This window comes from Bacillus sp. AF23, from assembly GCF_020861455.1.
Lineage (GTDB): Bacteria > Bacillota > Bacilli > Bacillales > Bacillaceae > Bacillus > Bacillus halotolerans.
In genome coordinates, this window is record NZ_JAJHVY010000015.1 from 295,965 (window position 1) to 310,620 (window position 14,656).

Consider the following 14,656-nt stretch of genomic DNA (forward strand, 5'->3'; position numbering starts at 1 on the left):
TTATTTGAAAGTTTTCCAAAACATTTCTTTAGGAGCACTCTTGTCTGAAAACCCTTGTCCCCGCTCAGTTTGAGCTGATAGGGCTCGATTCTCTGTTAAAACGGGCCGCCGATGCAGTGCCGGCAGCGGCAAAGGCTTTCTTCTGATCGGCCGATCAGCCGAGTCATCCCAGGCTTCTATAATCAAGTGGGCATTCGTTCCTCCATCGGCAAAACAATTAATCGCTGCAGCCGGCGTTTTCTCTTTCCACTCGGCTTGTGTTTTACAAAAGTACAAATCCGTTTCCTCAATATTAAAATGCGTCATTTTCTCATCACCTGACAGGAACGGAACCAATTGTCTATGTTTCAGCATCAAAGCGACCTTAATCAGGCTTGCTATCCCTTCCGCGCATAAAGGGTGGCCGATGTTAGGTTTAACCGACCCCAATCCTAATGGAGCATTGCAGCGGGAACGGTAAATCGCTTGAATCGCCTTAAGCTCAAGCAAGTCCGTCACAACTGAACCAGATCCATTTGCTTCGAGATAACTGATTTCTTCAGGCTTTTTGCCGCTTTTCTCAAGCGCCGACAGCATCACGTCCTTTTGCGCCTCAAGATTCGGCGCGGACGGGCCTGCCGTTCTTCCGTCATTGTTTACAGCTGCGGCTTTAATGACAGCATAAATGGAATCTCCGTCTTCAAGTGCTTGGCTGACCGTTTTGACTAAAACCATTCCCACGCCTTCTCCTAAAACGACGCCTTCTGCTCGCTTGTCAAATACATGGAAAGACGGCTTGTCACTTAAAAGTCCGCGTTCCTGAAACATTCGATGTGCATCTGTATCGAGCAAACTGACACCGCCGACAACCGCTGCCTCGATATCTCCGCTTCGTAAAGCCTGAATGGCCATATTCATGCCGACCAATGCAGAGGAACAAGCTGTATCCAAAACAATACTCGGTCCTCGTAAATCAAAAAATTGTGAAATATTAGCGGCTAAATAGTTTTGTCCTCCAGCAACAATCGGATTTCTCGCTTTTGAAAGACTGTATTGATCAGGCTTGTGCTGACTGCGACCTCCTATATAGACACCAGCCCGCATGCCTTTCATTTCCTTTTCGGTGTACCCGGCGTGATACATCAGCTTCAGACTTTCTTCCAATACTGCCAAAGCCTGCGGGTCCATTGCTCTGACATCATCATCGGACATCAGGAAGAAATCAGGATCAAATCGGTTCAGATTCTCAATTACCCCGGCATAATACGAGCTGGAATTGCCAAAGCGTGCAGGCGGCACAGGTTTGATCTCTGATCGACCGTCACGTATTAAATCCCAGTATGCCTCCAGCGTTTCCGCTCCGGGAAATCGGCATGTCAGGCCAACGATCGCGATGTCTTCTGCATGAAGCGCCGGTTTTATGTCGCTTGCCTTTTGCATTTGCTGTTTCGCCGCGGAAGCCTGATCGGGCGGCAATGATGCCGCATCAGGCACGTGTCCTTTTGAGGTAGCTGAATGTACAGCATCTGGTAAGGCAGATTTATATTCAGAAATCAGCCACTTTGCAAAAGATTCTATTGTGGGGTATTCAAATAAAATAGATGGATCGATATCTCCTTTTAACTTTTGATTAATCTGCTGTAATAGCTGCGCTAAAATAATCGAATCTACTCCGTATTCTTGAAAAGGCTCATCAGTTTCAAGGTCTTCGGCGCCTATCTTCAGCTCGTCAGAAAAAATAGTCACAAGCCATTCTACTGTTCCATGGAACAAGCTTTGAGCGCTGTCTGATTCTCTTGTCTCAGCACGTTGGAAAGCCTTATCCGTCAGTGAGTGCTGCATGAGCTTACCCGGCTGCCATACATCTGTATGGTGAATCGCGGGCAGGACAACAGCTTGTTGTTTTTCAGAAAGAATCTGATCCAGAAGCTGCAATCCCTCCTCGTTATTCAAGCCTAACAGTCCGGTCTGTTCTAAAGCTTTGCTTCGAACCTCGCCTAAGCCGGTCTCCTTCCAATTTGGCCACTGAATGCTGACGATCGGATATTTATCTTTATGTGATTCTGCAAAATAATCCATAAATGCATTCGCCATTGCATAATCAGCTTGTCCGGCCGCAAGCACAGGGACGGTCGCTGATACAGATGAAAATAAAACAAAGAATTGCAGCGGCTCATCTTTGAGCAGGTCAAATAAGGTTTGAAGCCCTCCGACTTTCGGCTCCAGCACGGCTTGAATTTCTTCTGCTGATTTTCTTATAAATGCCGGGTTATGTTTATTCACTGCCCCGGCACAATGAATCACTCCGCCAATCGCTCCCATCGTTTGCTGAATCGTCTCGATGCTTTGTTTGACAGCAAGCGGATCGGATAGCTGAAGAGACAGTACTTGTACTTGAGCGCCCATTGCTTCCAACTCTTGGATGGCTTTCAATTTCTGAGCAAGCGGCGTGTTTTTCGCTTTAAGAAACTCCCACTGTTCACGCGGGGGCATGACTTCACGGCCGGTGAGAACCAATCGTTTCACCCCGTATGTTTGCACAAAATGACGCGCACACACCAATCCAAGCCCTCTTGTCCCCCCTGTAATCAGCAACACCTGGTCTGACGGAAACGATAATTCTTTTTGATTAACAGCATCTGCTGTTCGCTCGTCCAAATATGCGCGATAACGCCGTCCGTCTCGATAACAGACTTCGGTGTCTGTGCTGTCAGCATTAAATTCATCTGCAATCTGTCTGGCCAGCTCTTTTTCGGCTGTTACATGGTCTGTGTCCATATGTCTTGATGTAAGGTGACTGTATTCACTTTGGAGCATTCGGTATAGACCGGCCCGGGATGCACCGGACAGATTAACAGCTTTATTTTCGTAAGACTCGAGCCCCTTCGTCACACACAAGACAGTCAATTCTTGCTTGTGTTTACGGCCAAACTCAATCAGTTTTTGCAGCCAACTGATCCAGTTTAGCGATTGCTCATGGCTCATTCCGCATCCGATCAAATCCACTGCTCCGCCGACATTTTCCCAGTCGGCGTCTGACAGATGCTCAAGCTCTTGGCTGTCAATAATGCGATAGCTCGAGAAATACTGGGAAAGCTCTCCAGCCAATGACCTTGTTTCTGCGTTTGCCAATATGGCAACCGTTCGGCTCCTACGTTCTGCTGATGTAATCGGGCAATACTGCCACTGTTTTTGTAACAAGCTCTGTTTCGTAGGCCGTGTAGCCAATGCCGAACGGCTGTCTTTTTCTGCAGCATCTTCATTAGGCAGCCAATAGTACTCTTCTGCAAACGGATAAGCAGGCAGACTGATTCGTCGAGGCATGTGATCGCCATAAAGCTCGTTCCAGTTTATTCGCAATCCTTTTACCCATAATTCCGCCAGCTTCTCCAGCCTTTTTTTCTCAATCCACGTTTCCAGCAGGGCTTTGGCGTCATTATCTGTTTCAAACACTTTCATTTCACTTTTCTTCGTTTTGACATGCGCGTCATACATTTCTGTATTCGGAATATCTGCAATATAGTCTTCAAGCGTTTTGATAAGCATTTCTCTCGAATCAGCCAAAAATGCCATTCGGTAGTCCATTGGTTCCCGGCCAGTCTGAAGGGTATATGCCATATCATCCAGATTGATATCTTTATTAGAATCTGCGAAGTCTCTCATCGATTGGGCATAAGCCTTCAATTGCTGCCTCTTTTTCGCTGAGAGCACAAATAACTTTGAATGATGGCAATCTGGCAATGGATCCTTGTTTCTATCAGACTGATATTCTTCAATCACGATGTGGGCGTTCGTTCCGCTATATCCAAAAGAACTCACACAGGCCCGCCGCGGTTTTCTATCAGCCGTTTCCCAATGCTTAAGCTCAGTGTTTACATACAAAGGCGATTCTTCAAATTGAAAATGCTCATTAGGTTCAGAGAAGTTCAATGTAGGCACCAGCGTTTTATGTTTCATGCACATCAGCACTTTTTGAACCCCGGCAACACCCGCTGCCGCTGATGTATGGCCAATGTTGCTTTTCACTGAACCGATCGCACAAAATTGCTTTTTGTCTGTTTTCTCTTTAAATACGGTTGACAGCGCCTCTAATTCTATTGGATCTCCTTGTTTTGTTCCGGTGCCGTGCATTTCAACATAGCTAATGCTTTCAGGATGTATGCCATATGTCTCATATATATCCCGTTCCAGATCCATTTGGCTTTTCACGCTCGGTGCCGTAATTCCGTTTGTTTTCCCGTCCTGATTAATGCCCGAACCGATAATAACACCATAGATGTGATCACGATCCGCTTCTGCATCTTTCAGCCGTTTCAAAACGAGCGCTCCTGCCCCTTCTCCGGGAACAAAACCATTTGCGCCATTATCAAATGCTTTGCATTGTCCATCAGGAGACAGCATGCCGGCTTCACACATACTGATGTAAGATTCCGGTGTCAGGTATAAGGTGACTCCTCCCACCAGCGCCATATCAATTTCTTTGTTTACTAATGCTTGACGCGCTAAATGTGTACCGACTAGTGAGGATGAGCATGCCGTATCGATCGGAATCGCCGGCCCTTTTAAATTGAGATAATACGGAATACGCGCTGCCGCTATCGCAAAGCTGTTTCCGGTGGCGCTTGCTCTTGCCTGATTCCGATTCAGCATCACTCCGTATTCATTGCTCATAATGCCAAGATAAACACCGCACTTTTTATTGCTTAACGTTTGCGCATTATATCCGGCATCCTCGAATGCTTTATAGCCTTCCTGCAAAAAGATTCGATGCTGCGGGTCTATCAGTTCAGCTTCTGACGGCGGAATATTAAAAAACAGCGGATCAAAATGTTCAATATCATCCAGCATCCCCAGTGATTTGCAGTAGACTTTCCCCTTTTGATTCAGTGCCGGGTCATAGTATTTGTCTACATCCCACCGTGATTTCGGAATGTCACGGATCGCATTTCTTGCATTGACCAGATGATCCCAATATTCTCTTACATCCTTGGCACCGGGGTATCTGCCTGCCATCCCGACTATGGCTATCGCATCGTCTCGGTAACCTTGATGAGATCGGTCTGGTTTCTGTTCAGGCGCTTTCATCGCTGGCAGCCGAACGGGCTGAATCGAACGCTCCGCGGGTTTCGCTTTAGCTGGTGCTTCAGGCTGTTTATTCTCTTGGAAAAGCTCATCCGCTATTTCTTTACTTCTATTACTATGATTGACAAGCTCGGCTTTTAACATATTTGCAAACTGACGAATTGTTGGATAATCATAAACTTTGGTAACTGAAAATGATGTGCCATATTGCTTATTGATTGCTTTTATCCATTCTAGTCCTGTAATGGAGTCCATTCCGATATCGATAAAGGTGTCATCGATATCGACCTCTTGGGAATCCATGCATAACACTTCAGCAATGCTTTCCTTTAATTCATCATTCAGTGTTTCAATTGTTCCAGCATATTGACTGGAAGCAGAAATTTCCGCAGCTGCATATTGAATGTCTTCAACTGGTTTCTGCTGCTCCAGCTCATGATAGCCTAAAGGCTGCAACGAAATATTATCCGGTTTAGATGAGGTGGATTCCCGTTGTATCGGTGTATACGTCTCCTCTGATTTTTGCTGATGGTTTTCTGCATTTTCTCCATCAGCTTGTGTGCTTACTTCATCTTTTAAGAAAGCGGCAAAATCACGGATTGTCGGATAATCATAAACCTTGGTCACAAGAAGCGATGTACCAAATTTCTTATTGATTGATTTTATCCATTCAAGACCGGTAATGGAGTCCATGCCGATATCAATGAATGCCTCGTCCGGGTCGATTTCATTTTGATCCATATATAACACGTCTGCTAAGCTTGCCGACAATTCATCACATAAGACTTCAGCAGTTATGGTTTGCTGCTTTCTAACCGGCTGCAGCAGAACAGATGTACTTTGCGGTGTTTCCTGACTGCTTGCCATCAAAGGCTGTAACGAAATATTGGCAGGCTTATCGCTGACTTTTTCCGGAATAAATGGCGCTTGGATGACTGACTGTGGTGTAACAGCCGGCTTCACCGGTCTTTTTTCAACTGTCTTCACCACAGTTTCTTCTATCCAATAACGGTCTCTTGCAAAAGGATAGGCAGGCAAGCTGATACGGCGCGGCTTACCATTTTGATAAAGCATGTTCCAATCGATATTTAACCCTTTGACCCAGAGGTCTAAAAGCTTTGCGAATTTTCCTTTGCGAACCCATGCTTCAATTGTCTTCGCCATATCTTCATCAGCCGCAAAAACTGCTATGGTTTCTTTATTTCGCTTCACTTGTCCCCGATATAAGTGATCAATGTGTTCTTTTCCAGATATAAAATCATTCAGCTTTTCTTTAAGCTCCTGCATATTTTCAGCCACAAACGCCAAACGCTCATTCATTGCTTCCCGTCCGACCTGAAGCGTATATGCGATACGAGGCAGATCGGCTTCAGAATAACGCCCCTCACGGAGAGCATCCAGCAATCGTTCCGCCCGTGTTTGAAGTCTCTCTTCATTTTTTGCTGAGAGCACAATAACAGCCGTCTGTCCCGCTGAAGAATGCTCTGGCTCAGATTTCGAAGCATATTCTTCTATTAGAATATGGGCGTTACCCCCTCCGGCGCCAAATGATGAGAGGCCTGCGATTCGTGGATATTCAATTTCTTTTCCATTTACTTCAATGATCGGCTTCTTCCATTCTTCAAGCTCTTGCTGGACTTTGAATGGAGAATTGAAGAAGTCAATATTCGGATTCAGCACTTTTGAATGAAGGGAGGGCGCCAGCTGTCTGTATTTCATTTGAAGCAATACCTTTGTTAATCCCGCAATGCCCGCTGCACTCTCACAGTGCCCGATATTTGATTTGGCTGAGCCTATGGCACAAAATTGTTTGTCTTTCGTATGTTCTGAGAACACTTTAGCCAGTCCTGTTATTTCAATAGGATCTCCGAGTGAAGTGCCTGTGCCATGCGCTTCGATATAACTGATAGCCCGCGGGTCAATTTGCGCCTCTGTAACCGCCTTTTTAATGACCTCTGCCTGGGCTTTCGGATTAGGGACTGAGTATCCGTTTGTTTTTCCTCCGTGGTTAATGGCTGTGCCCTTAATGACTCCATAAATGTGATCGCCATCTTCAATCGCTTTGGACAATGGCTTAAGGAGTACAGCTCCAACGCCTTCTCCCGGCACATAGCCGTCTCCTCCCTGTCCAAAGCTTTCACACCTGCCTTTGCTTGACATAAATTTGTTCTGTCCAAGCATCAAATATTTATTGGGGTGGATTGAAACATTGACTCCCCCTGCGAAAGCTGCCTCACATTCACCGCGCTGCAAGCTTTGGCAAGCCAAATGTATAGCGGTCAATGAAGAAGAGCACATCGTATCCAGAGCCATACTCGGTCCATGGAAATCGAAATAATAGGATACCCGGTTTGCTACAGAGGACGGATTTCCCGGTAAAGCCAGAGACCGGCCACGCGCTTGTTCTTGCGCTCCGTACAGCTGATATTCTTCGTACATGACACCGACGTAAACGCCTACGTTTCCGCCAAGCTCAGCATCCTGTTTACGGCCGAGGTGCTCTCTTGTATATCCGGCATCCTCCATCGTTTCGTAAACACATTGCAAAAATAAACGCTCCTGCGGATCCATTAATTTTGCTTCACGAGGAGAGATATGAAAAAATTGCGGGTCAAACTTATCTACATCCTTAATAAAGCCTCCCCACTTGCTGTACGTTTTTTCTGGTTTGTCCTTATCTTTATCGTAATAGAGACTGTGGTCCCAGCGGTCTTCAGGAATCTCGGTAATACAGTCGTGTCCGTCCCTCAAGTTTTTCCACAGTTCATGGATGTTGTCTGCTTGCGGATAGCGTCCGGAGATTCCGATAATCGCAATCTCTTCCGTTTCTTTTTCAGCAGACTGCTTTTGCCCGTTTCTTTGCATGGGGACGAATCCGGGCTTTCTGCGGCGAACCGGAATTTCTTTTTTCTCTTCGGTCTCAGAATCTGGCTTTCTATTTTCCTCTATTGAAGAAGATGTTTCTGATTCAATCCCCAAGATGTGTAACAGCTTTTCTCTATGTGATTCAGTAAAATACTGTGATAATGACCGAATATTGAGGTATTCAAAGAACAAGGTTTTAGACAATGAACCGAATACTTTTTCTAATTGTCCGGTAACATGCATGATCATAATTGAATCGATTCCGTAATCCTCCATTGGAGCTTCGGCGTCAATCTGGCTGACAGGCAGCTTTGTAACTGAGGAAAGCACACTCTTGAAATAATCCTCTGCTTTTTCTCTCAGCATCTCTTCGTCGGCTCCCATCACGGAACTCGCATTTTCAGCATGCTGAATTTCACTTTTGTATTTTCCATTTGGAGATTGCCCATTTCCTGTTTGATCCAAAAATGAATGGATTTTGCTTACCGCGCCTGCAGCCACCATCAGCTGCGATTTTCCTGAGGCCCACCCATGGTATAATGCCTGAATTCCGTCATCTGTTTCCATGGCGACCATACCCGTATCTCTCGTCAGCATCCTTTCGGTTTCAGCATCAACATGCATGCCCCCGTCTTTCCACAGCGGCCAGCTCATGGAAAGGGTTTTCCCGTAGCGCTTGTGATGTGCTGCTTGGACATTCCGGTACTCGCTGAATGTATTCATAAAAGCATTTGCCATTGCGTAATCCGACTGTCCTGCACTTCCCACTGTCCCGGCATTTGAAGAAAAAAGGATAAAAAAGTCGAGCGGGATATCTTTCGTTGCTTCGTCAAGATGAATCAGGCCGGTGACCTTTGGAGCGAGCACATCTTGAATCTCGTCTTTCTTTTTCTTAATAATGAAATTATCTTTTATAATGCCTGCGCTATGAATGATGCCATTTAAGCCGCCATATTCCTCTTGAATCTCTTTCGTTAAAGCATAAACAGCTTCTTTTTCAGTCATATCGGTTTGTCTATAAACAACACGCGCGCCCATTTCCTGTAACTTCTGAAGCTGTGACTGCTTTCTTTCATTGAGCGGAGACCTGCCTGTGAGAATCATGACAGCCTCACGCGTTTTGTTTGCAATTTCGTTTGCAAATAGGAAACCAAGCCCCCCTGCACCGCCTGTAATCAGATAAACCCCTTTATCCTTCCATGGCATGTCGGTGCCGGGTTGATCAGCTGCCGCCTCTTTCCATTTGCTTACATACCGTTTTCCTTGCCAATATCGGATATGGTTATCATGAGGATATTGCCTGCATTCTGCTAATTTTTCAGCCAGATCGGTTGCAGATATCCCTGAATCAAATTCAATCAGCTGGCCATTGAATGCTGGGTTTTCCAGCTGGGCCGTTTTGAGAAGTCCCGCTAAGCCGTTTAGCAGCTGCGGTTCATCCAATGCAGGAACAGCGACTTGAACGAGCACATTCCCGCCAGGTTTTGAGTTTAGCAGCTGTTGAATGTCTTCGAATAACTGTAAAGCATACGCTTTAAACCGCTCATGAACTGCTTGCCCGCTTTTTTCCAATACCGTACAGTCAAACTTGTTCCGGATTCTTTCGATTTGCCTTTCTGCCATATCACAAACAATAACTTTATGCCTCTGATATTCCATTAACTCATTTTTCTCTGAAACAGCTGCTTCTTCCCATATATGCTCGAATAAAAGTATGCCAGTTGCTAAATCTGTCTCGTTTTCTAGAGTTCTGGCAGAATAACCTTTCATTCGCACGCATACCTGGCCCGCTTCATTACACAAATCGATGTCAAGCTTCTGAATACGATCCGCAGCGGTACTGTCCTCGCTGTATTTCACGCGGGCCCACATCGAAGGCTCACAATCTTTGAAAATTTGGACATCCTGCAATGCGAAAGGCAGCATTGCTTTGCTTTCTGTCAAACTGGCATCCTCTGTTCCAAGCCTCAGACCGATAGAAGCTTGAAATGCCGCATCAATCATGCTCGGATGCAAAACATAATGATCTTGGGTATGTGAAACGACAGACGGCAAACTCAATTTAGCTAGAGCTTCGTTTGCCCCGACATATATAGTATCAATCGCTCTGTGGCCGTCACCGTACTCAATTCCCATTTCCGCATAAGCGTCATAGCATACAGCAGGCGGCAGAATGCGTCTACTGCAGCTTGCTTTCACCTCTTCAATATTCAGTTTAGGAGCTTCTTCAGTCTGGCAAAGCACAACGCTTCCTTGGCCGTATATCACCGGTTCCTCCCCCGCACTGTCACTCTCCCTGCAGATTTCGAACAAAATATCACCATTGTCTTCCGGATAAAGGTGAATGTATATGTCTGATTGCAGATCTGTGACGGCAACAGGGCGAATCCAAACGATGTCCTGAAGACGAATATCTGCATGCATCTGGTTCGCAGCCGCCTTTTCTGCAGCTGCCCGAACCATTTCTAACAAGGCTGCACCGGGTAAAATGTGCTGACCTTTAATGACATGATCCTTTAAGAAAAATTCACGCCCTGTGAACTCTGAACGAAAACGCACGCCCGACATGTCAGACACATTTTCGTGCAAGAGAGGATGAATGGCATGGCCTTGGGTCAAATTCTGTTTTGGCAAGTCAGTCTCTGTCTTTTTCTCCGGCACCCAATACCGCACTTTTGCGAAAGGGTATGTCGGCAAGCTGACCCGCTTAGGTTTGTTTTCCCCGTATAAGAGCTTCCAATCAACCGCAGATCCGCCGGCCCATTTTTCAGCGATCAGGTTTAGATTTTCTTGTTCCAGCCATTTATGTACTATTTCCGCGGAAATTGAAATATCACCGGTTTCTTTTGTCATTCGGCCCTTCCAGCAATGCTCAATGGTTTCCTGTCCTTTTAGATATGCTTCTAATTGACCTCTCAATTCTTGAATCCCGCCTGCCAAAAAAGCAACCCGCTCTTCCATCGGCTCACGGCCAATCTGCAATGTATAAGCCACATCTCTGATTTCAAGACCCTCATGAAGAAAATCGAGGAGACGTTCCGCATACACATGAAGACGTTCTTGATTCCGGGCAGAAAGCGGAAGAATCACCGGTGTGGTGTCAGGTACAGACACAGTCTGCTCCGCTGCTTCAGGAATGTATTCTTCTAAAATCATATGGGCATTAGAACCCGTTGCACCGAACGAACTGATGCTTGCCCGGCGCGGATAGATGATTCCCTCACCATTCTCATTGATAACAGGCTGCTTCCAAGTTTCGGTTTTATGCTGCACATAAAATGGCGACTTTTCAAAGTCAACGTACGGGTTCAGCTCTTCTGAATGCAAAGAAGGCACGAGGGTTTGATGGTGAAGCTGAAGGGCGACTTTGCTTAAACCGCTGATACCTGCGGCGGATTCCGCATGCCCGATATTTGACTTGACAGAACCGATTGAACAGAACTGACGATCCTCTGTATATTGGCGGAACGCTTTTACCAGACCCTGTAATTCGATCGGATCTCCTAAAGACGTACCGGTTCCGTGCGCTTCCACATAACTGACAGTCCGCGGGTCAATCCCTGTTTTCTCCAAGCATGTCTCAATCAGATCAGCTTGTGAAACAGGACTTGGCACAGAAATCCCGCTTACAGTTCCTACATGGTTGACTGCACTTCCTTTAATTACTGCATAAATCCGATCTCCATCTTTCTCGGCCTGGCGCAAAGGCTTTAATAAGACCGCACCAATTCCTTCTGCCGGCACATAGCCGTCCCCATCCTTGCCAAACGTGCGGCAGTGCCCGTCAGTGGAAAACATATCCCAAACACCGTACGTCATATACTTATTTGGGTGCAGAGAAAGGTTAACACCGCCGGCTAATGCGACCTCGCACTCTCCGTGGCGAAGGCTTTCCAACGCCAGATGTACGGCAGTTAAAGATGAGGAACATACCGTATCAACCGCCATACTCGGACCGTGGAAATTGCAAAAATAGGACACTCTGTTGGCAATTTGCGCGTAGTTGAGAGAGAGAGGGAACACATTTTCCTTCGATGCTGCTTCAGCACCGACTAATGTATAGTCCTTGTGCATGACGCCGGCAAAAACACCTACATGCTGTCTTTTGTTCCGTCCTCTAGGTGTGGCCAACGTCTTCGGCGTGTAGCCAGCATCCTCAATCGTTTCCCAGCATGTTTCTAAAAACAGCCGCTCCTGAGGATCCATTGTCTCCGCTTCTCTAGGCGTGATTCTGAAAAATTGGGGATCAAAACAATCAGGATCATCAATAAATCCGCCCCACTTAGAAATGCTTTTGCCTGAAGGGGAGGTGATTCCTTCAAAGCGCCTCACATCCCAGCGCGACTCGGGAATCTCGCTAATGCAATCCATTCCCTCTTTCAGATTGTTCCAAAAGTCATGAATATTGTTTGCCTTCGGGTACCGGCCCGCCATGCCGATAATCGCAATGTCTCCCTCCGCTGCCTTCAGAGGTGCAGTTCGTGCTGAATCCTCATGTACACGTCTCTTCCGGCTTTCAGCAGTACCGCGATCGATTGCGCGAAAAGCGGCACGCTTTTGTTCATTCTGATCAATAGAATGAGAGGCGGTAAAATGCTCACCGTACTCCTGGGCAAGAAACGCTGACAGCTCCGCAATCGTGGTATGCTCAAACAGGAGCGTCGGTGAAAGGCTCTCACCAATTTTGTCACTGATGGTTTCTACCACTTCAAGCAACCCGGAAGAATTCAGGCCCATTTGATAATAGCCGACCTGCTTTTCAATCTGTTCGACCGGCTTATTGATTTTGTCTGCGATTAATTGGCTGACGAATTGTTCAGCTGCCTCGTATGTCCCCGTACTCTCGGCTGACGATGACACCTCTTTGATTCCTTCTGCAGCCTGTGAAAATTCGGCTGTATCTTTTCTCGCCTCCTGGCTTTGAGGCAAATCCTTGCGGCCTCCATGAATAAGCTCTGCTTCACGCACTAATTTACTTGTGAAGTTTTTCAGTTCAGCCACCTTTTCTCCCGAAGCATTAAAAAATTCAAGCGTTACATAAATAAGCTCTTTTTCCTGACGGACAGATGAACGCTTAATTCTTGTCATGCAATGCGTCTGCAAAAGGGCTGAAGCAGAAAAGGATTCATAGAACAGAGGCAAAAACAGCCTCTGTTCCCCTTTAAGCAAGGATGTAAGCAAATTGTTGGCTCCCACTCCGCTCCCATCAATGAGAGCCGGATGAAACATAAAGCCTTCTGCATGAAGCATGGCTTCGGAGCCAAGAGAAAGATCAAGGAGCACACCTTCTTCCTCTTCATAAATATGTCCATTCGCTTTCATATATCCGCTATGCACAAGTTCCTGACGTCTGCACTGTTCATACACATCATCGAGCTGGACAATCGTGTCCGAAGTTGCTTTGAGGTGATTGAGCTCCAGTGTTTCTTCAAACACTGCCGGCACGTCGGTGTGCATATCAGCCTTCATATAGAGCTTTTCATCTGACGCTTCTTTATCACGGCGTTTTTCGAAGCCTTTAACTGATATTTGCCAATGCCCTTCATTTTTCTCCGTGCAATCGATATCGAGCATAGTTACCGAATCCTGTCTAGCAGTCAACGGCTGGTAAATGGATAAGTTCCGCAGCTGAAGCTCTGAGAAGGAATAGCCGTGTTCTCTGAATATCTGGTAAATCATATCAATATAAGCCAAACCCGGAAGAACATGTTGTCCGTAAACCACATGGTGATAAATAAACGGATTTTTTAACGATAGAGTGAGTTGCTTCGTTATATTTTTCACGTTAGACCTCCACTTCATAAGTATCCCATATGTTTGCTGTGCCCATTTTTAAGGTCTCCTCTTCCGGCTTTGACGCGCCAGCCGAAAACACCCGTTTCTTTAATTCAGGAGGCGATATTGGACTACGCTTAATCACACGTTGTTTATCTTCATCCCACGCCTCTAAAATGACATGGGCGTTTGTCCCCCCATCGGCAAAGCAGTTAATGGCCGCAGCAGGCAGCGGTTCTGTCCATTTTTCCAGCGATCGGCTGAACGTGAGATTCGCTTTCTGCTTATCGAAATGTGACATCTCTTGATCACCTGATAAAAATGGAACAACACTGCGCTCTTTCATCATCAGAACAACCTTGATAAAACTTGCGATTCCTTCAGCACAAAGCGGGTGTCCGATATTCGGCTTGATTGATCCGAGCGAAAGGGGATTCGCGTTCCCTGAACGGTACACGGATTGTATCGCTTTAAGCTCAAGCAGATCGGTTACCATTGAACCTGATCCGTTTGCTTCAAGATAGCTGATGTCCTCTGGCTGTTTTCCGCTTTTGGCAAGCGCAGCCTTCATGACTTCCTTTTGCGCCTCCAAATTAGGTGTTGCAGGCCCTGCGGTTCTTCCGTCATTATTGACCGAGGCCGCTTTGACCACAGCATAAATGGTATCTCCGTCTTGTATGGCCTGTTTTACCGTTTTTAACAGAACCATTCCGACACCCTCACCTAAAACAACGCCATCAGCACGCTCATCAAACACATGGAAGGATGAACGCTTACTTAAAATGCCGCGCTGCTCAAACAGCCGGTGAGAGGCGTCTGAACCAAGCAAGCTGACACCGCCCACTACAGCAGCTTTCATATCCCCGCTGTGTAAGGCCTGAATAGCCATGTTCATGCCGACTAAAGCTGATGAACATGCTGTATCTAACACAACACTCGGGCCGCGAACATCAAA

General features: G+C 46.3%; 2 protein-coding genes (1 of these 2 running past the window's edge). Both read right to left on the reverse strand.

Going from position 1 to position 14,656, the window contains the following annotated elements; translation table 11 throughout:
* Complete coding sequence (locus LNN34_RS06870; protein WP_229043026.1) at positions 1-13,728, reverse strand: type I polyketide synthase; 13,728 nt, start codon at positions 13,726-13,728, stop codon at positions 1-3.
* Positions 13,712-14,656 carry the 3' portion of a non-ribosomal peptide synthetase gene (locus tag LNN34_RS06875; protein WP_229043027.1) on the reverse strand. Its footprint extends 14,208 nt past the window's final position, so 945 of the gene's 15,153 nt are visible here — the last part of the coding sequence; its start codon lies beyond the right edge, outside the window; its stop codon occupies positions 13,712-13,714. The genes LNN34_RS06870 and LNN34_RS06875 overlap by 17 nt, the downstream gene beginning before the upstream one ends.

Bases quoted from the DNA above. Each gene is read 5' to 3' on its own strand.
- LNN34_RS06870 (WP_229043026.1), bottom strand. From the start codon at position 13,728: ATGAAGTGGAGGTCTAACGTGAAAAATATAACGAAGCAACTCACTCTA.